This is a genomic window from Uliginosibacterium gangwonense DSM 18521, from assembly GCF_000373965.1.
Classification (GTDB): Bacteria; Pseudomonadota; Gammaproteobacteria; order Burkholderiales; family Rhodocyclaceae; genus Uliginosibacterium; species Uliginosibacterium gangwonense.
The window spans coordinates 1-22100 of the sequence record NZ_KB892868.1 but is presented as its reverse complement, the minus strand read 5'-3'; the positions used below and the strand labels follow the sequence as shown (position 1 = coordinate 22100).

Below are 22100 nucleotides of genomic sequence, written 5' to 3'. Positions count from 1 at the left end.
CTCAAAAAAGCCTCCAGAAATGGAGGCTTTTTTATTGCGAACAACTGATCCGTCTTATGCGTTGGCGGCCAAGAATACGCAGGCCAACGCAGAAGGGCGGCATGTCAAACAATCGGCATTGCGCGATGAGCTGCTGAAACGTATGCGCAACAAGTAGCAAGCTCATCGGCTTGTTCGGGCTTTACTGTGAGCGTACACTGACTTGCCTTCATTTGTGGAAGACGTGCTATGCGCAAATGGTTCTACGCCATCATCCTGGGATGCACGATTCAACTGGCTGAGGCTGAACCAAGCCTATATCATGCGGGCGTTGCTCGCATTACTGCGACGAACGCCACTCAGGCCGATGTCATGGTCTTCTACCCGACTGAAGCCCCGGAAGTCGCTTGGCAGGCGGGGCCTTACACGGTCGAGGCCAGCTTGCAGGTGCCAGGCGTGGCAGGGCAAAAATTTCCGGTTCTGCTGCTATCCCACGGCCACCTGGGGTCTCCGCTCAGCCACCGCCAATTAGCAAGTATGTTGGCACGTAATGGCTTCATCGTGGTGGCGCCAACGCATTATGGTGACTCCGCCACGACCCCAGCAGCATACAGTCAAATCAAGGTCTTGAGGGAGCGCCCTCGCCAAGCACAGGCGGCGCTTGAGGCGTTTTTACAAGACGCACGATTTGCTGGACAGGCTGACACCACGCGTATCGGCATGATCGGCTATTCTGCAGGGGGCTACACTGCACTGATCCTGGTTGGCGCGCAACCTGATTTCAATGAGGCGGATCGCTATTGCCGTAACCAACCACAAGACTTTGCTAGCTGTGGTGATCAATACGTTGAGGGGCAAGTCGGGGAACTCTCTACTTGGAAGCCGCTCGTTGAGCCGCGTCTGAAGGCGCTCATACTGATCGACCCGCTTGCGGTAATGTTCAATGCCAAAGGACTGGCGCCTATCCACATTCCTACGCTGTTGATGCGCCCACAGGATGACTCTTATTTGAGCGCCCCACACAATTCAGAAGTCATTGCTAAAGGTATGAACCCGGCGCCGCAAACCCTTACTCTGCCGGGGAGGCACTTCGTTTTCGTCGATCTGTGTCCAGGCACACTCAGCGCAAGCTACCCGCTCATCTGCAAGGATGAAGCCGGTGTCGACCGTGCTGCAGTTCACCAAAAGATTGAGGCAGAAATACTACGCTTCTTGCGTGAGTACCTATAGAACGCTTGGTAGAGAGAGCACTTTGTGCGCCCCCGCCAGGCAGATGTATCCCGGGGGTAGCTGTAACCCGCGCATTTTCTCGTTAACGACTTGCCTGCGTGGGTCGAGAAGTCAATTCGCCTTACATGGTTGGCATACCCGGATTACGCCGCGATGCGGCTCATCCGGGCTACATATTGGTGCTTACGGTTTGCTTGCCAGTACGGTGGGGAAGAGGCTGGCGTGGTCGTCGATGAATTCAATTTTCACGAATCCGGCGGCTTCGAGTTGTTGCCGGGTTTGTGCGTGGGTGCGGAAGACGTTCCATTTGGCATCCAGAATGCGCGTGAACAATACCTGTTGTACGCCGAGCATCTTGGGCTCCAGCAGGTTCATTTTCCACGGTGAATCCGGGGAAAGCAGCGGGGGCGGGGTCATGAAGCTGGTGACGAGGGTGCCACCGGGTTTGAGCGCCTTGAAGAAAACCCGATATAGATCGATGACTTTTGCATCATCCGGTTCGTAGATGTTGAGCCCATTGCTGGCGAGCAGGTCGATTTCATTGTCCAGGTTCAAGGCCCAGGCGTCGGCATGCCTGAGGGATAGGTGGTCGGCCAGACCGCGCTCTTGCGCTAAAACTTGCGCGCCATCCAGTGCTTCTTCGTCAAGGTCTACGCCCAGCAGATTGATGTTCGAGTGCTGCGTGTAATCGAGCATCAGTTGATCGCCCATCAGGCCGCAGGGGATTGAAGCCAGGTGTTGCTTGGAGGTGAGCCGTGCCTGCAACTGCTGGCGGAAGATGCCGAAGCGTTCCCGTGTGGCAAGCACGGCGGGTAAGCTGTCATAGATCAGGCGATGCAGATCGTTGCTGAATTCCAAGGTTTTGGCATGCGCGGGGTAGGTGACCAGATGGTGAGTCCAATACGCATTGAGCCCCCGGTTTTGCAGCAGGAAACGCCCCAATTCAAACTCTGCCAGTTGTTCGAGCAATTCAAGTTGCTGGGCCACGGTGGCATTGGGCAGATCACCCAGGCCTTGGATGCGTGCGCGATGGGATTCGAGCAGGGCTTCAAAGGCATGGTCTGCTTCGGGGCCGTGGGAGATCAGGCGGGTATGCTTGCCAGATGGCGTGTCGTCTCTATGGGGTGTGTGGGTCATGTGCAATCCGTTTGCGGGTGTGGCATTAGCTATTTAGGTAAGTTTGTGTTTGGAAAATTGCACAATACTGTACAGAGCTTGCCGTTTGTTGACCATCTCCGTCAATCGTTTTTGCCGCAAGGGGGTACGGGCGTTGGCCGGAGTCAGGGCCGCTTCACCTTTTTGTCATGCTCTGTGCTGACACGTTCGAGCCACTCCTGGGTCAGTGTGCGGAACAGCCCGGATTGCTCGCTTTCAAGGGCATGCCCGGCTTTGTCAAGAATGACGAAGCTGGCGCGGGGGTAGGCTTCCAGCATGGCCCATTGATCCCGGTAGCCGACCATATGATCCTGTCTTCCCATTAGGATGAGCATTGGTTTGGCATATGGTGTGTTGATCTGGTCAATGGCGAAGCTGAATGGAACTTTTTGCCCCAGGCTCTTTTCCAGGAAGATCTGGTCAGCAAGTTGCAATCCTGGCAGCACGTTGTCCCGGAAGCGTTCCCAGTATTCGGAGGTCTGACGTACTGCTACGAAACCAAACGCATTGCGTTCGGCTTCTGTGAGATGGCTGAGCAATACTGGATCGCGTTCTAGAACCTGTGCTTGTGGAGCATTTGTCAAGCGGGTCTCGGGATTTGCCAGGGGGCAAATCAGGCATGCGCCGTCGATTTTGTCCCTGAGTTTGGCGATCAAACCTCGTGCAAGATAGCCGCCATAGGATTCCCCTACGACTACAAAATTCTGTTGGGGAAGAATTTTTTCGATGAACGCCATGAGTATGTCCAGCATGGCATCCGATCCGTTGATTGAGGGTTGCCCCGGTGTTTTCCCCATGCCGGGTAGGTCAAGGTAGATGCGTTGCCAGTGGCCTGTATCGTGTGTGAAGGCAGCTTCCAGGCATCCCTTCATGAGGCGGTGATCGACGCCCCAGCCGTGAATGGCCAACATGGGGTGGCCTACACCGTGAACTTCATAATAAACGGGAATATCCTTGATGACGCAGTTCGGCATGATGCCACCCCAGCTGTTGAATGGTGTATAAATTTACACTATTCTGAGCTTTTTATTATTTTCTCGGCAAGGGGCCATGCGGGAATTCTGCTGATCAAGATGATCCAAAGCAAAAAAGCCTCCGCAAGGGAGGCTTTTCATCATCTGGACGAGCGTGAATTTACTGCGGCAAATCTGCCAGATACAGTGCAGGCTTGCCGGTAACGTCGCTGGAGAACAGAACGCGCTTGTCGTCCGGGGTAAAGGAAGGATGTGGGTGGGTGGCCTGATGGTTGCCTTTGTAATCCTTCCAGGTGCTGTTGTGTTCGCACACCTTGTGGGCGGTACGGGTCTTCATGTCAAAGACATGGATGTAAGGGTCGGGTTCGAAGGCGTGGCCTTCCTTGTCGGCCACGTCGCCCAGTTGCCCGGCGCCGTCGCCCACCAGCAGGCTGCCATCCTCGTTGCTCATCAGGTGGGCGCAGGGAGGCATTTCCATGAGCATGCGGTTTTCCAGCGTGTCCGGGTCCGCACCCCAGATGTAGCGGGCCTGTTCGCCCTTGATGTAGCTCACGTAGATGAGTTGTGAGCCATCCGGCACCCAGAATTCGTGCATGCAGGCTTCACCGGGGGCGTGTTCTTTCACCTTGCGCAGGTTCTTGCCGTCTTCATCAATGAACCACATGCGTGCATCCACGAGATCGTGCGGGCCTTCGTGGCAGAAGCCCATGGTCTTGTCGTCATTGGGGCGGAACATCGGGTGGCCCAGGTAGCATTGCTGCTCGTGGATGACGGTAGCTTCCCCGGTGGCGATGTCGATGGAGAGCAGGCGTTGCAGGGGCTTGGCGTCGAACTGGCGGCGGAAGCGATCCCAGCCGGTGCCACCACTGACCAGATCGGAGGCGCGGATCAGCATGGCGGCAAGCTTGGTACAGGCGGAGTTCGGCACCCAGGTGCCCGCGCCCTTCCAGCCTTCGGGGACGCGATAGACGAGGGTTTCTTCCAGCGTGTCCAGATTCACACGGAAGAGGTTGTCGCGGTTCTTCACGTAGAAAACGTATTTGTCGTCTGGCGAGATGAAGGAGCCGTGGTAGTTGTCCCCCGCGCCTTCAGTCAGTTGGCGGGCGATCTGCGTTTGCAGATCCAGCAGCCAGAGGTTGTGGCCTTCTTCTACTTCACACCCGAACAGCAGATGACGGCCATCGTTGGTGAAGCACTTCTGGTAGAAGTAATTGCGTGGGCAGGACATATCCACCGGAGACAGGCGGGTGACACGCACACCTGTTGTCGGATCGGAATAGTCTTGAAACTGGAACTGAATGGTGCTGCCCTTGGCCATCGTGCAAATCCTGGTGAGTAGGTGAAAACCCTTATTTTAGACTGGGGGGCCCCAGTCCGCACAAGAGAAAACAAGAGAAATATAGTAGCGTGCTACCGCTCCCTTTTGTGAAATTGTCTTAATTGAAAGTGGATTGGATCAAAAACAGGGCCTTGTGGCGCCGCGCAGATTTGGCCAGATGGTTCTGATTACATGCTGATTAAGCTGGGTGGATGTACGACTGGGCCCATACCCTGCGATAATCTGCGCCTCGATTTACCCCCTTGTGCAGTGCAATGACCCGTCCTGTCGATCAAGAGCAAGACCTTTTTGCTGACGAGGCTTCGGCCCCTGTTCCCCCTGAGAAAGCTGTCGAGGCGGATGTGCCGCCCGCGCCACCTGAGCCGCCGAGTCTGACCGAGTTGCCCGACGACCATCTGCCGATTGCCGCCTTTGCCGAGCGTGCCTACCTCGCCTACGCCATGAGCGTGGTGCGTGGCCGCGCATTGCCGCAGGTGGAAGATGGCATGAAGCCGGTGCAGCGCCGCATCCTCTATACGATGCACCGTATGCGGCTTGCGCCGGGTTCCAAACCGGTGAAATCCGCGCGCGTGGTGGGTGACGTGATGGGTAAGTTGCATCCGCACGGTGATTCGTCGATCTACGACGCTTCGGTGCGCTTGGCGCAGGATTTCTCGCTGCGTTACCCCTTGATTGATGGGCAGGGGAACTTCGGCTCGCGTGATGGTGACGGCGCTGCCGCCATGCGTTACACCGAAATGCGCCTCACGCCGCTGGCGGAGTTGCTGCTCTCCGAAATCGACATGGGTACCGTGGATTTTGTGCCCAACTACGATGGTGGGGACGAAGAGCCCAAGTTGCTGCCCGCCCGTCTGCCGATGCTGCTGCTCAATGGTTCGTCGGGGATCGCGGTGGGGATGGCGACCGAATGCCCGCCGCACAACCTGCGCGAAGTAGCTGCCGCTGCGCAACTGCTGATCAAGAAGCCCGCCTCTTCGCTGGACGACATTCTGGAAGTGTTGCCCGCGCCGGATTTCCCCGGTGGCGGCCAGATCATCTCGCCTGCCAATGTGATCCGCGATGCCTATGAATCGGGCCGTGGCTCGATCCGCATGCGCGCACGCTGGCGTGTTGAGCACTTGGCGCGTGGGGCGTGGCGGGTGATTGTGGAGGAACTGCCGCATGGGGTGTCCTGTTCCAAGATCCTCTCCGAAATTGAATCGGTGACCAACCCGCAGCCCAAGACTGGCAAGAAGGAAATCACCCAGGACGAAAAGAACAACAAGGCGCTGGTGCTGGGCGTGCTGGATGCTGCCCGTGATGAGTCTTCCGACCGCGACCCCGTGCGTCTGGTGCTCGAACCCAAGACGCGCACCCAGGACCCTGAGGAGATGATGCGTGTGTTGTTGGCGCACACCAGTCTGGAAGCTTCGGTGCCGATGAACTTCACGGTGATCGGGCTGGATGGGCGCCCTGCACAGAAGGGCCTGAAAACGCTGTTGCAGGAGTGGATCGACTTCCGCTTCACCACGGTCGAGCGGCGTACCCAGTATCGCCTGGGACAGGTGGAGCGCCGCATCCATATTCTGGAAGGGCGGCAGATTGCATGGCTGCACATTGATGAAATCATCAAGGTGATCCGTGAGTCGGATGAGCCCAAGAGCGAGCTGATGGCGCGCTTCGAGCTGACCGAGATGCAGGCCGAGGATATTCTGGAAATCCGCCTGCGCCAATTGGCCAAGCTGGAATACATCGCCATCGAGAAGGAACTCTCCGGCTTGCGTGACGAGCGTGCGGGTTTGATCGAGCTGCTCGAAAACCGCAACGCGATGACCAAGCTGATCCTCAAGGAAATCAGCGAAGACACCAAGAAGCATGGCGATGACCGCCGCTCCTTGATCGAAGCCGCACTGCCTGTGGCGGCGACCGAGGCACCGGTGCTGGATGAGCCGGTTACCGTGATTCTGTCGAAAAACGGCTGGGTGCGTAGCCGCCAGGGCCACGGCATTGATCCGCAGACCCTGAGCTGGAAGGGCGGCGATACCGCCTTCCTGGTGGCTGAAGCGCGTACCACCTGGCACCTGATTCTGCTTGATACCATGGGCCGTGCCTACTCGGTGCGGATTGCCGATCTGCCTGGTGGGCGGGGCGACGGGGTGCCGATTACCACCCTCATCGAATTGCAGCCCGGTGCCCGGATCGCCCAGGCGCTGGCCGATGACCCCGCCAGCGACTACTTCTTTGCCAACTCGGGCAGCTATGGCTTCATCACCAAGCTGGAAGAACTGGCCAGCCGCCAGCGTGCAGGCAAGGCTTTCATGACCATGGAAGACAAGGAAACTGTGCTTGCCCCCGCCAAGGTGTATGGTGACTGGCTGGCTGCAGTATCTGCCAACGGGCGCCTGCTCTACTTCCCGCGTGCCGAAATGAAGGTGATGCCACGCGGGCGCGGCATGATCGTGATGGGCATGGACGAGAAGGAAGAACTGGTGGCTGTCTGCTGCCCGCCCACCGATGCAGTAGTCGTCAATGGCACGGGGCGCGGTGGCAAGGATGTCGAACTCACCGTCAAGGGCGTCGCACTGGATGCCTGCCGGGGCAAGCGTGCCCGTAAGGGTGACACGCTTACTCCGAAGGTGAAGCCAAGCGGCTTGCGTCCGGCAGAATAAGCGGCGAGTTGTGCACAGCGGGGCGGACAGGTGGGCAGACGATGCCGATCTCCCGCCCCGTGTCTTTTGTAATAGGGAGCGTCATGCGCTACAAGCGGCCTGACCGCTTGTGGCTCCGGCTTGTCCAAACGCAAAACTTGTGCGCCTGATCAATGGCGCTACAAAAGTTCCGTCAGTCTCAAAGCCTTATCGGATGCGCTTCTGCGGGCGGTTTCCGGCCAGCGCTGAATTTTTGCTTGCAAATATTGGTCAGGCCAATCTTGATACTTGTCCGACCTTCATCCACAATACGCGCCGTTACACGCTGCGCCGTGTTCGCGGCGAGCTTTACCGATGGGAGATTGAAATGGCTGCTAAAGATCGCATGGCCGTTCTGTCCGCAATGATGGAACAGGGCGTAATTCCGGTTTTCTACCACCCGGATGTGGAAGTTTGCGTCAACGTTATCCAGGCATGTGCCAATGGCGGTGCCAAATGCATTGAATTTACCAACCGTGGGGACTTCGCTTCGCACGTTTTCTTTGACGTGACCAAGCACTTCGTCAAGGCTGATCCGTCTGTGATCATGGGCGTGGGCTCCATTGTTGACGCCCCCACCGCTGGCATCTACATCGCCAACGGCGCCAAGTTCATCGTCGGCCCGCTGCTCAACGCAGAAGTGGGCAAGGTCTGTAACCGTCGCGGCGTGCCCTACAGCCCCGGCTGTGGTTCGGCTACCGAAATCGGCGACGCCCAAGAGCTGGGCTGTGAAATCGTCAAGGTCTTCCCAGGTTCTTCCGTGGGTGGCCCCGAATTCGTCAAGGCCGTGATGGGCCCGATGCCCTGGACGCGCATTATGCCCACCGGCGGCGTGGAACCGACCGAAGAATCCCTGCGCAAGTGGTTTGGCGCTGGCATCGTAGCTTGTGGCATCGGCTCGAACATGATCACCAAGAAGCTACTCGACGCCAAGGATTACAAGGGCATCGAAGAGAACGTGCGCAAGACCGTTCAATTGATCAAGACCATCCGCGCCGAGCTGGCCGCCAAGTAATTTGTAGAAGGGCGAATAAAACATGTCTGAATTGATCATCAAATCCGCTGCAGAGACCAAGTGGGACTGCGTGTCTTTTGGCGAAGTCATGCTGCGTTTCGACCCGGGCTTTGGCCGCGTGCGCAATGCCCGTTCCTTCCAGGTGTGGGAAGGCGGCGGCGAGTACAACGTTGCCCGCGCCATGCGCAAGTGCTGGGGCAGGCGTGCTGCTGTCGTCACCGCTCTGCCCAAGAACGATCTGGGCTGGCTGGTTGAAGACTTCATCATGCAAGGCGGCGTGGATATGTCCCACGTGATCTGGCGTGATTTCGACGGCCTGGGCCGTAACACCCGCGTTGGTCTGAACTTCACGGAAAAGGGCTTTGGCGTTCGTCCCGCCTTGGGCTGCTCTGACCGTGGCCACTCCGCCGCCTCGCAAATCCGCCCTGGTGAAGTGAACTGGGAAAAGCTCTTCGGCGAAGAAGGCGTGCGTTGGTTCCAGACCGGTGGCATCTTCGCCGCGCTGGCCTCCAACACCGCTGAAGCCGTGATCGAAGCGGTGGAAGTTGCCAAGAAGTACGGCACCGTTGTTGCCTATGACCTGAACTACCGCGCATCACTGTGGAAGAGCCAGGGTGGCAAGGAAGGCGCACAGAAGATCAACCGTGAAATCGCCAAGTACGTTGACGTGATGATCGGTAACGAAGAAGACTTCACCGCCTGCCTGGGCTTCGAAGTGGAAGGCGCCGATGAGCACTTGACCAAGATCGAAACCGACAGCTTCAAGAAGATGATTCAGGCTGCCGTGGCTGCCTTCCCCAACTTCAAGGTAGCTGCCACCACGCTGCGCAAGGCAACGACTGCCACGCTGAATGACTGGTCCGCTCTGCTGTACTACCAAGGCGAGCTGTACCAATCCATGAAGCGCGAAAACCTGGAAATCTACGACCGCGTCGGCGGTGGTGACGGTTTCGCCTCCGGTCTGGCCTATGGCTTCCTGGAAGGCAAGGGCCCGCAAGCGGCTGTCGAGTACGGCGCAGCCCACGGCGCACTGGCCATGACCACACCGGGTGACACCTCCATGGTGCGCGTTGAGGAAGTTGAAGCTGCAATGAAGGGCAAGGGCGCTCGCGTGATTCGCTGATCGCGTACCTGTACCTATCCACAAACCCGGAGGCGTCAGCCTTCGGGTTTTTTTATGGGCTAATTTCGTGACAGGCCATCACGAAGCGGTTTTCCCAGGCAAGAATACGGGAGGATCGGGAAGAGAACAGAATTGTTCAGCCAGGATGTATTGGTCACTGTGCCCGTTTTATGGGCGGTGCGCATTACAAATGCTTACAAAACAGTTGCAGGGCAAGTGTGCCAATGGCAGGGAAACGCCTCATTTTGAGGGTGTGTAAAGAAGTGTAAAGATTGGCGCAGCAGGCGGTGACAGGCAACAACAGGCAACAACAGGCAACAAAAAAGCCGACCCAGGGTCGGCTTTTTCGAAACCACCCAAATTACTTGGCAGCGGAAGCGTCAGCAGCCGGAGCGGAAGCATCAGCCGGAGCGGCGGAAGCATCAGCAGCGGGAGCGGAAGCATCAGCCGGGGCAGCAGGAGCGGAATCAGCCGGGGCGGTAACAGCCGGGGCGGAGTCAACAGCGGCAGGAGCCGGTTCTTCCTTCTTACAAGCAGACAGAGCCAGAGCGATCAGAGCAGCGACGAGGAGAGACTGTTTCATTGATATTTTCCCTTGCAAAAAATGAGCAACAGCGTTTGCAACAAGCCAAAAAATCGAGGATCGGCATTCACAACCGATTCGAAATTGTAGCATTTTTCGACTAAGTGTCGTAGTCGATGCGGTGCTTTTTGAGCTTGCGCAGATGCCGTTGCAGTATTCTACGTAAACCCCGATCAGATGGGGAGATTTGCGACACTACGAATTGATGACCGGTATTTTATTCTATAATGATCGGTTTTTTGGGAGAGTGGGAATGCCTGTTGCACTGATCGAATCGCTTGACCATGAGGGTCGGGGTGTTGCGCATTGCGACGGCAAAGCCATTTTCATTGAAGGGGCGCTTCCGCGTGAGCGTGTAGAGTACTCCAGCTATCGCAAGCGCCCGAGCTACGAGCAAGCCACCCTGTCAAAGGTGCTCAAGGCCAGCTCGCAGCGCACCACGCCCAAGTGCCAGTATTTTGGTGTCTGTGGCGGCTGTAGCATGCAGCATGTGGAGGCTACCGCCCAGGTGGCTGCCAAGCAGCGTGTGCTGGAAGATGCCCTGTGGCACCTGGCACGCCTGAAGCCTGAAGCACTCCTGCCCGCCATTCATGGCCCGGCGTGGGGCTACCGCGACCGCTCGCGGATCGGTGTGCGGCTGGTGCCCAAGAAGGGTGGGGTGCTGGTGGGCTTCCACGAAAAGCGCAGCAGCTTCATTGCCGACATGGGCTCTTGCGAGATTCTGCCTCCGCATATTTCTGCGCTGCTGTTGCCCTTGCGTCCCCTGGTTACCGGATTGTCTGCGCCAGACCGCATGCCGCAGGTTGAAATCGCCGTGGGCGAGGGCAAGACGGTGTTGGTATTCCGCAATCTGCTGCCCCTGACTGAGCAGGACGAAGCACGCATGCTGGCTTTTGGCGCCGAACACGCCGTCAGTATGTGGATTCAGCCGGGCGGGCCGGATACGGTGCGTCCTTTGGATCAGGGGGAAGAAGCTTGCCTGTATTACACCCTGCCGGAGTTTGATGTGCGGATGCGTTTCCGCCCCAACGATTTCACGCAGGTGAATGTGCATATCAACCGTTTGCTGATGCGCCGTGCCATGCAGTTGCTGGCACCTCAGCCCGACGAACGGATTGCCGACCTGTTCTGTGGTCTGGGGAATTTCAGCCTGCCAATCGCCCGCAGTGGCGCCCGGGTCGTCGGGGTTGAGGGGAGTGCGGCGCTGGTTGCGCGTGCGGCAGAGAATGCGCAACTGAATGGTTTGGGTGAACGTTGTGAATTCCAGGTGGCCAATCTCTTTGAGGCGACGCCGGAGAGCTTGGCGACCCTGGGGCATCTGGACAAGCTGCTGATCGACCCGCCACGCGAAGGTGCGATTGCTGTGGTCAAGGCGCTGGGCGAGGATTCCCCATCGCGCATTGTGTATGTCTCCTGCAATCCAGCCACCCTGGCCCGCGATGCTGCCGTGTTGGTGCATGAGAAAGGATATCGCCTGACGCGTGCCGGAATCGCCAACATGTTCCCGCAGACTTCGCATGTGGAATCCATTGCGTTGTTTGAGCGTGATGGATTCTAATATTTAGGCCGCCTGCCCTTGCATACAATGGCTGAAGGCCGTAAACTTGCGGCCTTCGTGGTTGTGTGTGTCTTGGTAGTGCGTCCCATCCACGGATAGGTGGCAGAGCGGTTGAATGCACCGGTCTTGAAAACCGGCGACGAGGAAACTCGTTCGTGAGTTCGAATCTCACCCTATCCGCCAGGAGTTCTCCAGGCAGTCTTCCTTCCGGTTGTTTCCGCCCTGCTGTCATGGGGCTGGTTCTATGCGTCCCGAATTATCCAGGTTGTCGATTATTGATGGCTTGAAGGTTTTGGCCTCTCAAATCATCGTATTGCATCACCTGTCGTCTTATGGCCCACTCGCTGATGCGTTGGGCCGCCTCGTGCCTGAATGCAGCCGCTGGCTCTTCGCCTATGGTCGAATGGCCGTGCAGGTGTTTCTTGTCACGGGCGGGTTTTTGGCGGCTCGCAGCCTTGCCCCCGGTGGTGTGCTCAATCAGGCGGCCCCGCTTGAATTGATCTGGCATCGTTATGCCCGCCTCGCTGTTCCTTTGATCGTGGCCGTTGCAGGTGGGGTGGTTTGTGCAGGGCTGGCGCGCTGCTTTTTGCAGGACGATTTCATTCCTGCAGCCCCGGGTGTTCTGCAGATACTGGCCCACGTTTTTTTGCTTCAGGACGTGCTGCATCTGCCTGCGCTGTCGGCCGGGGTGTGGTACGTGGCCATCGATTTCCAGCTGTATTCCCTTACCATATTCCTGTTCTGGGCTGCGCGTCGCCTGGGGAGAACCTCGCATTGGGTACGTTTCCTCGGGCTTGCCTCGGTGGCCATGCTGGCTGTGTTGTCCCTGTTCATATTCAATCGTGATGCCGACTGGGATATCGTGGCGCCCTATCACTTTGCAGCCTACTCGTTTGGGTTGATCTGCTACTGGCTGACACGGGAACAACGCCTGCCCTGCTTCTGGCTGGGGGTTGGCATGCTGGCGGTGGTGGGGGCGCTGTATATCGATTTTCGTGAACGCATCGCCCTGGCGCTGGTGTGTGCCGTATGCATGGGGGGGCATGTGCGAACTGGGATGTTTGCCACGATGCTGAAATGGGGGCGCCTCAAGCAATTGTCACGCGAGTCGTATTCTCTGTTCCTGGTGCATTTCCCAATCTGCATGTTGGCGAATGCGGTTTATGCCCAAGTCGCCCAAAGCCTGTCCGTGTCGTGGGCGTGGTTATTCATGGGCGCTGCCTGGTGGGCGAGCATGAGTGTTGCCAGATACTTCCATGTGCGGGTGGATCAGCGCGCGGAACTGATCCTGCAACGGGTGCTGGCTTCGCTCCGGTCAGCCAGCGCGATGCACTGGCGCTTTTGGGCGAATATCTGAGCAGAGTGGCAATCAATCCGACTGAGCGGCTGTGCGCTTCGTCGGATTGATGCTTGGGGTGTTTCAGTTTTTGCGCTTGGCATCCGCCCAGCAATTGGGCGTTTCATAGATGCGAACGTTCTCCAGCCGCAGGGATTTGTTGGCCAGTACGCCAACTGGAGTGTCCAGCAGGTCAAAGGCCTTCTGTGCCAGATTTTCGGCAGTGGGGACAACATCCAGCACCACGGTGCGATGATCGGGGAGTGTTTCCAGGAAGGCGATGATAGCCGCATCGCCCTGGTAGGCGAGAAAAGCATGGTCCCAGCGATCTACGATCAACTGCTTGATCAGCGTTTTGATCTCTGAAAAATCTACCACCATCCCGTTGCGTGGGTCGCCATCCATCCGTGTGATGTCGCCTGATACCGTTACCTCGATGGCATAACGGTGACCATGCAGATGGCGGCATAGGCTGCGATGGTCCGGGATGCGGTGCCCTGCATCAAATTCGAGTCTGCGTGTGATGATCACGGCCAAACCTGTTTGTTAAAGTGGGCTGAGTATACAGTGGCCCAAACAAATTCGCCCATGATCTGGACCATGGGCGAACGTGGGGAGGTGCGATTGTGACCCGCCAGCATTCCTGGCGGGCGGGACGCAACTCCACGGGTATGGGGTGCAGCGGCTTACTTGTCGCGCTTCTTGGTCTTGGCTTCTTTCTTCAGGGTCTTGAGCAGATCCGGCTTCTGGGTACGCAGGTATTCGATGACTTCGAGGTCTTCCTTGCGGATCTTGCTGATATCGACTTGTTCAATATGTACAAGGCGCAGCAGAGCCTGAACGGGGCGCGGGATGTTACGTCCGCTCTCATAGCGGGAACCCCCACTTTGCGTGACGCCAAGTTGAGACCAGAATTCCGACTGGTTCAGACCCAGCTTGGTGCGGATTTCGCGTACATCGATATTCTCAAGCATTTTCATGAGTCAATTTTCCTGTATATGGTGGTCGTATAAGCGGCGGCCAGCAAGGATGGCGGCCTGGGGGCTCAAATCAGAATCTCGTAACTACCTGCCGCCAAAGGTGTAATTTTGTAAAAACATACGCCTTTAGTACTATGCTAGAACCAGTATAGGTCAATATTCCGTGATCATTCAAGAAAAGTGACCTGTCGTATCGTTACAAAAGGTGTCTACGTCAAGCGGCTTGTACGAGTCTTTTGTGCGGTAGTGGTCGATATTGCGGTAAAATCTGAAGCTTTTCACCGGGTGTGATGGCATTGCGATGGCGCTAATTGTTCAGAAATACGGTGGTACCTCGGTCGGCAACCCCGAGCGGATCAAAAACGTAGCCAAGCGTGTGGCCAAATGGCACGCGCAGGGGCACAAACTGGTGGTGGTAGTTTCCGCGATGAGCGGCGAGACCAACCGCCTGATCACGCTGGCCAAAGAAGTGCAGGCCCAGCCAGATCCACGCGAGCTGGATGTGGTGATTTCGACTGGCGAGCAGGTCACCATAGGTCTTTTGAGCATGGCGCTCATGGATCTGGGGATCAAAGCCCGCAGCTATACGGGTGCCCAAGTGCGCATTCTGACTGACAGCGCCTTTACCAAGGCCCGCATCCAGCGCATTGATGAAGAAAGCATGCGCCGCGATCTGGACGAAGGCTGTGTCGTGGTCGTCGCAGGCTTCCAGGGGGTGGATGATGTTGGCAACATCACCACGCTGGGCCGTGGCGGGTCGGACACCACCGGGGTGGCGCTTGCTGCTGCGCTGAAGGCCGATGAATGCCAGATCTATACCGATGTGGACGGCGTTTATACCACCGACCCGCGCATCGTGCCCGAGGCCCGTAAGCTTGACACCATCACCTTTGAGGAGATGCTGGAGCTGGCCAGCCTGGGCTCCAAGGTGCTGCAGATCCGCTCAGTGGAATTCGCAGGCAAGTACAAGGTTCGACTGAGAGTGCTCTCCAGCTTCCAGGATGAAGGCGAGGGCACGCTGATTACTTTTGAGGATGACATCAAGATGGAACAACCGATCATCTCTGGTATTGCAGCCAGCCGCGATGAAGCAAAATTCACCGTCGTGGGTGTGCCGGATCGTCCTGGTATCGCCTACCAGATCCTGGGGCCGGTGGCCGAGGCCAACATTGATGTCGACATGATCATCCAGAACGTTGGTTCCGACGGCTTGACCGATTTCTCCTTTACCGCGCCGCGTGGCTCTTTCGACCGTACCAAGGAAATCCTGACCTCGGTGTGCAAGCACATCGGCGCCCGTGATATCCGTGCTGACCGTTCGATGGCCAAGGTTTCCGTGGTCGGCGTGGGCATGCGCTCGCACGTAGGTATCGCCAGCCGCATGTTCCGCACCCTGGCTGAAGAAGGGATCAACATCCAGATGATCTCTACCTCCGAGATCAAGATCTCGGTGGCGATTGAAGAGAAATACCTGGAATTGGCCGTGCGCGTGCTGCACAAAGCTTTTGATCTGGATGTTGTGCAAGGCTGAGATTGACGAAGTGCCGGGTGCATCATATAATGCGCCCTCTTCTGCGTTGGAGAGTTGGCCGAGTGGTCGAAGGCACTCCCCTGCTAAGGGAGCATACGGGCTAAAACCTGTATCGAGGGTTCGAATCCCTCACTCTCCGCCAACAGAAGAAACTGCGCCCGTAGCTCATCTGGATAGAGTACTTGGCTACGAACCAAGGGGTAGGAGGTTCGAATCCTTCCGGGCGCACCAGTTTTCGCAAAGGGCCTTGTTCCGACAAGGCCCTTCGTTTTGATATTCTGGCGATGTCAGGCTGCAAAAACAGTAGGCATCAAAAAAATGTCTTGCACAAAATCGAGAGTTTGTGCATAATCCCATCTCTCAATTGCGCCCGTAGCTCATCTGGATAGAGTACTTGGCTACGAACCAAGGGGTAGGAGGTTCGAATCCTTCCGGGCGCGCCAGTTTTGTCAAAAGGGCCTGTCGAAAGACAGGCCCTTTTGCTTTCTTGACCGTTCCATTTTCCTTTGTGTTGCTCGTGGATTGATCCCTGGCGTGATCAGTAAGCTTAAGTCTACAGCTGACTGGCATATGGCGCCGCACCAATTCCCGGTAAGATAGCGTACTTCAGAAGCGCTATTCGCGGAGAGAGGTGTGTATGGCAAAGGCAATGATTCTTGCCGCAGGGCAGGGGACGCGTGTTCGACCGCTGACCAAGGATATCCCCAAACCGATGATTCCCATCCTGGGTAAGCCGGTTCTGGAATACATCATTGAACACCTGGCCCGCCATGGCGTGCGCGAAATCATGATCAACGTCGCCTTCCTACATCGCAAGATTGAGGAATACTTTGGCGACGGCCATCGTTGGGGCGTCGAAATCGGCTACTCCTATGAAGGCGCCTATGAGAACGGTGACATCATTCCCGCCCCCATCGGCTCGGCAGGGGGGATGAAGCGCATTCAGGACAACAGTGGCTTTTTCGATGAAACCACGCTGGTACTCTGTGGTGACGCCATTATCGATCTGGATATCGGCGCTGCCGTGGCAGAACATCACGCCAAAAAGGCCATTGCCAGTGTTGTGACCCTGGATGTACCGCTGCCCGAGGTGAAAAACTACGGGATCGTGGTGGCGGATGAGGACGGCAAGGTGCTTTCCTTCCAGGAAAAGCCCAAGCCTGAAGAGGCCAAGAGCACTTTGGCCTCGACGGGGATCTACATTTTTGAACCCGAAGTCATTGATCTGGTCCCCTCGAATCAGGTGTATGACATCGGCAGCCAGCTTTTCCCTTCTCTGGTAGCAAAGGGCTTGCCCTTCTATGCCCAGCAGCGTTTTTTCAACTGGATCGACATTGGCCGGGTCACCGATTATTGGGCGGTATTGCAGCGCGTGCTTCGTGGCGAGATTGCCCAGATGGACATGCCCGGCAAAGAGATTCGCCCTGGTGTGTGGGTGGGCTTGAATACGCGTATCGACTGGGATCAGGTCAATATCGAGGGCCCGGTGTACATCGGCTCCAGCGTCAAGATCGAAGCAGGTACTACGATCATTGGCCCCACCTGGATCGGGCATGGCTGCCATATCCGCCAGGGTGCCACCCTGGTGCGTAGCGTCATCTTTGAATACACCCGCGTCGGGGCCGGGATGACCATGGCTGAAATGGTGGTCTCTTCCCGCTACTGCGTGGATCGCACCGGTTATACCATCTACGCGGGGGATGATCGGACGACTCTGCGCTGGGGCGACTCGCGCGCCTGATTACTTTAGGCGCCGTATGTTCGTGCAAAAAGCTGGCCGTGGGTAGGCCAGCTTTTGTTTTTTGGAAGAAAATCTATCTGGCAGTCAACTGCGCACGTAACGCCGCCGTGCTGTCGTGCTGCCGTGAAACGATTTTGGCAACATTGCCGCACACGATATCGCATAGATCAAACGTCGCCTGATCTGCGATCCGGTAATATGTAGCCGTCCCCTGCGTTTCTCGCAAGACCAAGCCTGCCTCATACAGCAGCGCCAGATGTTTGGAAATATTCGCCTGCCCACAGCCAGTGAGCTGGGTAATCTGGCTCACATTCTTCTCGCCGTTTCTCAGCGTATTCAAAATGCGCAGCCGGTTCGGTTCTGACAAAGCACGGAAATAGGCTGCCACGTGGTTCAGTGCGGATTCATCTAGGGCTTGCATGCAAAAATCGCTTTCAGAAGGAGACGAGTCACGATGTTTCATTATATCCCCGCCTGACATGCTGGAAACTCACATTGACATTATAACTATATAGCGATAATTTAAATAAAAACAAGTGCACATTCACCGAGATCGCGCTAGAGAAGCACACCCCGCAAATGGCGTCACAGTTTTCGGGCAGGCCAAACCACGGCGTGCCATCAGTCAGCTCAACAGGAGGAAGTGATGAAAACAAACGTAGGCGGTATTGATCGTGCATTGCGTATTCTGGCAGGCGTGCTGCTTGTCGCCCTGGCTGCATTCGGCGTCATTGGCCCCTGGGGGTGGATTGGCGTTGTATCCATTGCGACCGGACTTTTCCGCTTCTGCCCGCTGTACCCCCTGTTGGGCATCAATACCTGCCCAATGAGCAAAAAGAACTAAGGATTGAGGCGAGAGCAGGGGGCAACGTGCAGCAACCTATGTACGGGATATACCTGTGAAACGCATGAGCCTAAATGTTCTCATACCAAGGTTGCAGACAGGCTCTAAGGTTTTAGAGGGGGCACTGCATGCGCTGAAAACAGCTTGCATCAAGACTCGCCAAAGCTCTCAACCAAAAAATGCGGCCAAACATTTGACTTGGGCTGCATGGATCGTTTATGATTCTTCTCCCTCGGGGTGTAGCGCAGTCCGGTAGCGCGCTTGCTTTGGGAGCAAGATGTCGGAGGTTCGAATCCTCTCACCCCGACCAGTTGTGTTGCCGGACCGAGGGCTGCTTGAATGAGCAAGGAATCTGCCCGTAGCTCAACTGGATAGAGCAACGGCCTTCTAAGCCGTAGGTTAGGGGTTCGATTCCCTTCGGGCAGGCCAGGTAAAGGTTTTCGGGTTAGTGCAATCACATGCGCTGATCCACGGTGGCGGTAGTAGCTCAGTTGGTAGAGCACTGGATTGTGGCTCCAGGTGTCGTGGGTTCGATTCCCATCTATCGCCCCAGTAATTCAAAGAGTTAGCGGATTGTGGATAATCTACAAAATGCTAACTGTTCTACAAAAGCCCGCGCTATGCGGGCTTTTTCATATCCGTTTCATCTGCTTCCTGCCAAAGAAAAACCCGCTTTCGCGGGCCTTGTTGTAACGCGGCGCCAGTTTTGGCACCCATTTGCGTTAATTTTGGCACTTCACAGCTAGCAAGGAACGCATTCGATTTGCGCGTTAATTGTCATCACTCCCTGCAACCATGACCAGTTTGGCTCACTGGAATTTGGCAGCCCACTGTCCCCTATCTGGCTACTCAACGGATGATGCTGAGAGGCAACAATCGACCCATTACGGACGCTCAGGCTCGCGGAAAGCAGACGTTCAACGTGAAGTTGAGGGGCGCGCTGCCGATAGGCGAAGCGTCCCCTCGAACGCAGTGTTAGGGGAGCCGTTCATCGCGCAAGTTTCTTTCTCAGGGAATCAGCCTTGCGCTTGACGCCAATCTTCGGATTTATTAGCAATGCCGCATCAAACGCAGCAATAGCTGCCTCGTCGTTGCGCAGGCGCTCGTGAGCCAAGCCCTGAATCTTGAGAGCTATGGCTTTCCAGCCTTGATCCTTTTCTGCGCCGAGCGAAAGTGCCCTGGTGGCAGCTTCAAGTGCTTGGTTGGCAAGCTCGTCATTGAGGTTGGCAGACTTGAGAATATCTTCCGCAGTTAACAGAACGACGTCATACCTATCGCAGTGAAGCCGCGCTATCTCGAATTTCTCGGGGTCGATGAGATTGCCCTGTACATCGTAGTAGAACGTGCCGATCCGATTTATGGCGACGCCAAATTGTGGGACGTTTTCTACGAAGGTATACGTATCGGCCCATCCAGTGGGTGGGTATACGGAAAATAGCTCAGCGTTCCCTTCCACATCAAACGCTGTGAATCTGTTTCCATCCTCGCCTGTTGGAGCGTTAGCGGTTTGGCAGACGGCAAACCGCCCACTATCGGATATGGCGCTGTTGTATAGGTTGGCCTGAAACTTCTTCTTGATGAGGTTGCGCCCATCAGAAGAAAAGACGTGGAACGTTCCGGAGAGCTCGCTCCCGAAATGCCAGTCTTCGATGGAGAAATTGCCGTTGTCAGCGACACTGCCTGAATTCGGGCGTTCCACCCGGCCCTGCACTGCAACCGTATTCTTGTTGGCGTTGTATAAGACATAGCGGCCGTGACCACTGTCTCGATGACCACCTCTATGGTTTTGCTCGTCGCTATCGCTCCAGCATATGATCCACTCGCCAGAGCGTGACCTTCTAAATTGGCCAAAGAAACCCAATGACGGAATTTCAACGAAGTTGTCGAGGAAGGTCACGTCCTTTTTCGACGTGACCCGAGAACTCGGTTGGGTCGACTCCGTCGCCTTCTTGGCACCGAACAGGAAATCGAATAGTCCCATTGGCTCCCCTAACTATGAATTTGAACAGCAATATTGCGCCATAACTTGGCGGTCTGCTGCATAACCTGGCGGGCGTTAATGCATGGAGACCGGCTCAGACTCTGCGTCTCCGCGATACTGTTCCAGATCTATCAGCGTACTAAATTGCCAGAAAAAGCAGCAGTAACGAACGACGGCTTTTGAGGGTCAGACTCGACCGTCCGCTTCTGGCCGAACTCCGGCATTCAATGTTGTATCGATATTGGCCAATTCGTCAATGCTCACTTCCGACCGAGGCCGTGTAAAAACGCTGTGGAATTCCAGGGGACAAAAAACCGACCCTTTAAAACGGCCCATACGCAACAATCGTTCATGCGGGAGAGGTAAAGTAACTCCCGGAAAATTGCAAATCCGGCTCTTCATTACGTTTTTGCACAGTCTGGACCCAAAGGCGACGGTTGAAGTTATCGGAAGCAGACGTTTTAACGTCCCCTCGACCGAGGTGTTAGAAAGCATGGTTACTCGGACGCACATAGTAGTTGTCGAATTCGCTTTGCTCGACCAACTGGAAACCATGGCGCACATAAAACCGATTTGAGTCGCTTTCGCGCAGCGCGCCGACCCGAACTGGGAGAGCCATGACGTTGGCCTCTTGGATGATTTGAGCGAGGACTGTTGCGCCGATGCTTTGGCCTTGGCTGCTCGGGTGGACGTAGAGGTGATCAAGAAGCACAAAATCGGCCTGTGGTCGCGCCACAACGAAACCTACGCGCCTGCCCTGTACTTCGATGTGGCGCGCATGCTCGGGCGAGAAATTCGATAGGAAGCGCTCTCTCGCCCTCACTGGATCAAAGCGCCCAATGCGTTCCAAGCTGTCACGCATGGCCGCGATCCGAAGTGCAACGAGTGCTTCAGCATCGTTCGCAGCGACGGAAGTGAGTGTGATTGATACGTGAGGTGAAAAATTCGCGGGCATGGGTGTAGGCTCTCCAGCACGTAGATACCGTCTCGCTAGTCAAGCGGACGGGCACCGCGTACGGCGCACACTGGATCATCCGACACGACTTGTAGGGCGTCAATGAGCACAGCGAATTGCGCCGTATGAAGAAGCGTTCCGAGATCACCCCATCCGGCGCAATTCCGCTTCGCTTCATTGTTCCCTTCTTCGCCCTACGAATGCCCACTTTCGATATGTGGCGTGACCGTCCGTTCATGGCTGGTTGCTGCCGAACAATGTCCATCAAAGCGACATCATAGCAGCAGCACCGTACCCAGTTGAAGCAGCACTGAGGGGCAAAGGGATCAGAGCAGATCCCCAAACACCTGCGGTTCCCAATTGGCAATCACCAGCTCCCGGCTGGTTTTAGGGGCGCCATGTGCATTGGCTGTAGCATATTTGATGTCCAGTCCCTCCATCCAGAAACCGTCGAAAGCGGCCCGAATGTCGGGGTGGTCGTTGATGCTGACCATGACACGCCCTTTGCAGGTGCGCATCGCTTCTGCCAGTTGTGTGTACTGGTCGAAGTCAAAGGGCACCCCATAGCCTTCGGTTTGCCAGTAAGGCGGATCAGCGTAGAAGAACGTGTGCGCCCGATCATAACGCTTGAAGCATTCCTGCCAGGACAAATGTTCAACATACGTCCCTGCAAGGCGCAGATGGGCCGCACTCAGGTTTTCTTCTATGCGGCATAGGTTGATCGCTGGCCCGGTGGTGGCGGTGCCGAAGGATTGCCCCTGCACTTTGCCGCCGAAGGCATGCTGCTGCAAATAGTAAAAGCGGGCGGCCCGCTGGATGTCCGTCAAGGATTCGGTGGACTGATTTTGCATCCACTTAAATACTTGCCGACTGGTGATCGCCCACTTGAACTGGCGCACGAACTCTTCCATGTGATGCTGCACCACGCGGTACAGATTCACCAGTTCGCCATTCACATCATTGAGTACCTCGGTGCCTGCGGGCACCGGGCGCAGGAAGTACAGTGCAGCACCTCCACAGAACAATTCCACATAGCATTCATGCGGCGGGAATAGCGGCAACAATCTATCAGCCAAGCGTCGTTTGCCGCCTAGCCAGGGAATGATCGGA

The 22100-nt window shown here is 56.3% G+C and carries 19 protein-coding genes and 7 tRNA genes; 16 read left to right on the top strand and 10 right to left on the bottom strand.

Annotation, left to right across the window (positions count from 1 at the left end):
• Positions 1-228 precede the first annotated feature (228 nt).
• Positions 229-1209: an alpha/beta hydrolase family protein gene (locus B145_RS0122765; RefSeq protein WP_018610490.1), complete on the top strand. Its 981-nt coding sequence runs from the start codon at positions 229-231 to the stop codon at positions 1207-1209.
• 183 nt (positions 1210-1392) lie between these two features.
• On the opposite strand, the gene B145_RS0122760 is transcribed toward B145_RS0122765, so the two are convergent.
• The 3 genes from B145_RS0122760 to B145_RS0122750 form a co-directional block, all read right to left on the bottom strand.
• Positions 1393-2346, bottom strand: a complete 954-nt coding sequence (locus tag B145_RS0122760; RefSeq protein ID WP_018610489.1) for an SAM-dependent methyltransferase — start codon at positions 2344-2346, stop codon at positions 1393-1395.
• Between the two features lie 143 nt (positions 2347-2489).
• The gene (locus B145_RS0122755; RefSeq protein WP_018610488.1) at positions 2490-3338 is read right to left on the bottom strand and encodes an alpha/beta fold hydrolase; all 849 of its coding nucleotides are present in this window, start codon (positions 3336-3338) and stop codon (positions 2490-2492) included.
• Between the two features lie 160 nt (positions 3339-3498).
• Entirely contained in the window at positions 3499-4656 is a 1158-nt protein-coding gene (locus tag B145_RS0122750; protein ID WP_018610487.1) for an oligogalacturonate lyase family protein, read from the bottom strand.
• A gap of 275 nt (positions 4657-4931) precedes the next feature.
• Here B145_RS0122750 and parC point away from each other — a divergent pair, with 275 nt between their 5' ends.
• From parC to B145_RS0122735, 3 genes are all read left to right on the top strand, one after another.
• Positions 4932-7325, top strand: coding sequence for a DNA topoisomerase IV subunit A (gene parC / locus B145_RS0122745; protein ID WP_018610486.1), 2394 nt, complete (start codon positions 4932-4934; stop codon positions 7323-7325).
• A gap of 346 nt (positions 7326-7671) precedes the next feature.
• On the top strand, positions 7672-8358 hold the full coding sequence (locus tag B145_RS0122740; RefSeq protein WP_026259416.1) for a bifunctional 4-hydroxy-2-oxoglutarate aldolase/2-dehydro-3-deoxy-phosphogluconate aldolase: 687 nt from the start codon (positions 7672-7674) through the stop codon (positions 8356-8358).
• Positions 8359-8380: 22 nt separating this feature from the next.
• On the top strand, positions 8381-9481 hold the full coding sequence (locus tag B145_RS0122735; RefSeq protein ID WP_018610484.1) for a sugar kinase: 1101 nt from the start codon (positions 8381-8383) through the stop codon (positions 9479-9481).
• 361 nt (positions 9482-9842) lie between these two features.
• Here B145_RS0122735 and B145_RS0122730 read toward each other — a convergent pair whose 3' ends face one another.
• Positions 9843-10064, bottom strand: a complete 222-nt coding sequence (locus B145_RS0122730; RefSeq protein ID WP_018610483.1) for a hypothetical protein — start codon at positions 10062-10064, stop codon at positions 9843-9845.
• Positions 10065-10317: 253 nt separating this feature from the next.
• Here B145_RS0122730 and rlmD point away from each other — a divergent pair, with 253 nt between their 5' ends.
• From rlmD to B145_RS0122715, 3 genes are all read left to right on the top strand, one after another.
• On the top strand, positions 10318-11622 hold the full coding sequence (rlmD, locus tag B145_RS0122725; RefSeq protein ID WP_018610482.1) for a 23S rRNA (uracil(1939)-C(5))-methyltransferase RlmD: 1305 nt from the start codon (positions 10318-10320) through the stop codon (positions 11620-11622).
• 93 nt (positions 11623-11715) lie between these two features.
• A tRNA-Ser gene (locus B145_RS0122720) sits at positions 11716-11805 on the top strand.
• Positions 11806-11866: 61 nt separating this feature from the next.
• A complete protein-coding gene (locus B145_RS0122715; RefSeq protein WP_026259415.1) occupies positions 11867-12979 on the top strand; it encodes an acyltransferase family protein in 1113 nt (370 codons plus the stop codon).
• 63 nt (positions 12980-13042) lie between these two features.
• Here B145_RS0122715 and queD read toward each other — a convergent pair whose 3' ends face one another.
• Together queD and B145_RS0122700 are read right to left on the bottom strand one after the other, a co-directional pair.
• Positions 13043-13489: a 6-carboxytetrahydropterin synthase QueD gene (gene queD / locus B145_RS0122710; RefSeq protein ID WP_026259414.1), complete on the bottom strand. Its 447-nt coding sequence runs from the start codon at positions 13487-13489 to the stop codon at positions 13043-13045.
• A gap of 155 nt (positions 13490-13644) precedes the next feature.
• Positions 13645-13938, bottom strand: a complete 294-nt coding sequence (locus B145_RS0122700; protein ID WP_018610478.1) for a helix-turn-helix domain-containing protein — start codon at positions 13936-13938, stop codon at positions 13645-13647.
• A gap of 301 nt (positions 13939-14239) precedes the next feature.
• Here B145_RS0122700 and B145_RS0122695 point away from each other — a divergent pair, with 301 nt between their 5' ends.
• From B145_RS0122695 to B145_RS0122675, 5 genes are all read left to right on the top strand, one after another.
• Positions 14240-15469 carry an aspartate kinase gene (locus B145_RS0122695; RefSeq protein WP_018610477.1) on the top strand — a complete coding sequence of 410 codons (1230 nt, stop codon included), beginning with the start codon at positions 14240-14242 and terminating at the stop codon, positions 15467-15469.
• A 48-nt stretch (positions 15470-15517) separates the two neighbouring features.
• Positions 15518-15611, top strand: a tRNA-Ser gene (locus tag B145_RS0122690).
• 12 nt (positions 15612-15623) lie between these two features.
• Positions 15624-15700: transfer RNA gene (locus tag B145_RS0122685), tRNA-Arg, on the top strand.
• Between the two features lie 135 nt (positions 15701-15835).
• A tRNA-Arg gene (locus B145_RS0122680) sits at positions 15836-15912 on the top strand.
• A gap of 194 nt (positions 15913-16106) precedes the next feature.
• Complete coding sequence (locus tag B145_RS0122675; RefSeq protein ID WP_018610476.1) at positions 16107-17210, top strand: nucleotidyltransferase family protein; 1104 nt, start codon at positions 16107-16109, stop codon at positions 17208-17210.
• A gap of 73 nt (positions 17211-17283) precedes the next feature.
• On the opposite strand, the gene B145_RS0122670 is transcribed toward B145_RS0122675, so the two are convergent.
• Positions 17284-17631: an ArsR/SmtB family transcription factor gene (locus B145_RS0122670; protein WP_026259413.1), complete on the bottom strand. Its 348-nt coding sequence runs from the start codon at positions 17629-17631 to the stop codon at positions 17284-17286.
• A 225-nt stretch (positions 17632-17856) separates the two neighbouring features.
• Between B145_RS0122670 and B145_RS0122665 the strand changes: the two genes are divergently transcribed.
• From B145_RS0122665 to B145_RS0122650, 4 genes are all read left to right on the top strand, one after another.
• A complete protein-coding gene (locus B145_RS0122665; protein WP_018610472.1) occupies positions 17857-18054 on the top strand; it encodes a YgaP family membrane protein in 198 nt (65 codons plus the stop codon).
• A 233-nt stretch (positions 18055-18287) separates the two neighbouring features.
• Positions 18288-18364 (top strand) — tRNA-Pro (locus B145_RS0122660).
• Positions 18365-18406: 42 nt separating this feature from the next.
• A tRNA-Arg gene (locus B145_RS0122655) sits at positions 18407-18483 on the top strand.
• A gap of 47 nt (positions 18484-18530) precedes the next feature.
• Positions 18531-18606 (top strand) — tRNA-His (locus B145_RS0122650).
• 436 nt (positions 18607-19042) lie between these two features.
• On the opposite strand, the gene B145_RS27900 is transcribed toward B145_RS0122650, so the two are convergent.
• From B145_RS27900 to B145_RS0122630, 3 genes are all read right to left on the bottom strand, one after another.
• Positions 19043-20035: a hypothetical protein gene (locus B145_RS27900; protein ID WP_018610470.1), complete on the bottom strand. Its 993-nt coding sequence runs from the start codon at positions 20033-20035 to the stop codon at positions 19043-19045.
• 484 nt (positions 20036-20519) lie between these two features.
• Positions 20520-20990 carry a GNAT family N-acetyltransferase gene (locus B145_RS0122635; RefSeq protein ID WP_018610468.1) on the bottom strand — a complete coding sequence of 157 codons (471 nt, stop codon included), beginning with the start codon at positions 20988-20990 and terminating at the stop codon, positions 20520-20522.
• Between the two features lie 326 nt (positions 20991-21316).
• Positions 21317-22100, bottom strand: a 784-nt coding sequence (locus tag B145_RS0122630) for a DNA adenine methylase (RefSeq protein ID WP_018610466.1), incomplete at its 5' end; no start/stop codon positions are given.

Excerpts from the sequence above, each read along its gene's own strand:
- B145_RS0122765 (WP_018610490.1), top strand. The coding sequence starts at position 229 with ATGCGCAAATGGTTCTACGCCATCATCCTGGGATGCACGATTCAACTG.
- B145_RS0122715 (WP_026259415.1), top strand. The coding sequence starts at position 11,867 with ATGCGTCCCGAATTATCCAGGTTGTCGATTATTGATGGCTTGAAGGTT.
- B145_RS27900 (WP_018610470.1), bottom strand. The coding sequence starts at position 20,035 with ATGGGACTATTCGATTTCCTGTTCGGTGCCAAGAAGGCGACGGAGTCG.
- B145_RS0122635 (WP_018610468.1), bottom strand. The coding sequence starts at position 20,990 with ATGCCCGCGAATTTTTCACCTCACGTATCAATCACACTCACTTCCGTC.
- B145_RS0122755 (WP_018610488.1), bottom strand. The coding sequence starts at position 3,338 with ATGCCGAACTGCGTCATCAAGGATATTCCCGTTTATTATGAAGTTCAC.
- B145_RS0122665 (WP_018610472.1), top strand. The coding sequence starts at position 17,857 with ATGAAAACAAACGTAGGCGGTATTGATCGTGCATTGCGTATTCTGGCA.
- B145_RS0122735 (WP_018610484.1), top strand. The coding sequence starts at position 8,381 with ATGTCTGAATTGATCATCAAATCCGCTGCAGAGACCAAGTGGGACTGC.
- parC (WP_018610486.1), top strand. The coding sequence starts at position 4,932 with ATGACCCGTCCTGTCGATCAAGAGCAAGACCTTTTTGCTGACGAGGCT.
- B145_RS0122675 (WP_018610476.1), top strand. The coding sequence starts at position 16,107 with ATGGCAAAGGCAATGATTCTTGCCGCAGGGCAGGGGACGCGTGTTCGA.
- B145_RS0122750 (WP_018610487.1), bottom strand. The coding sequence starts at position 4,656 with ATGGCCAAGGGCAGCACCATTCAGTTCCAGTTTCAAGACTATTCCGAT.
- B145_RS0122670 (WP_026259413.1), bottom strand. The coding sequence starts at position 17,631 with ATGCAAGCCCTAGATGAATCCGCACTGAACCACGTGGCAGCCTATTTC.
- B145_RS0122700 (WP_018610478.1), bottom strand. The coding sequence starts at position 13,938 with ATGAAAATGCTTGAGAATATCGATGTACGCGAAATCCGCACCAAGCTG.
- B145_RS0122730 (WP_018610483.1), bottom strand. The coding sequence starts at position 10,064 with ATGAAACAGTCTCTCCTCGTCGCTGCTCTGATCGCTCTGGCTCTGTCT.
- rlmD (WP_018610482.1), top strand. The coding sequence starts at position 10,318 with ATGCCTGTTGCACTGATCGAATCGCTTGACCATGAGGGTCGGGGTGTT.
- B145_RS0122760 (WP_018610489.1), bottom strand. The coding sequence starts at position 2,346 with ATGACCCACACACCCCATAGAGACGACACGCCATCTGGCAAGCATACC.
- B145_RS0122695 (WP_018610477.1), top strand. The coding sequence starts at position 14,240 with ATGGCGCTAATTGTTCAGAAATACGGTGGTACCTCGGTCGGCAACCCC.
- B145_RS0122740 (WP_026259416.1), top strand. The coding sequence starts at position 7,672 with ATGGCTGCTAAAGATCGCATGGCCGTTCTGTCCGCAATGATGGAACAG.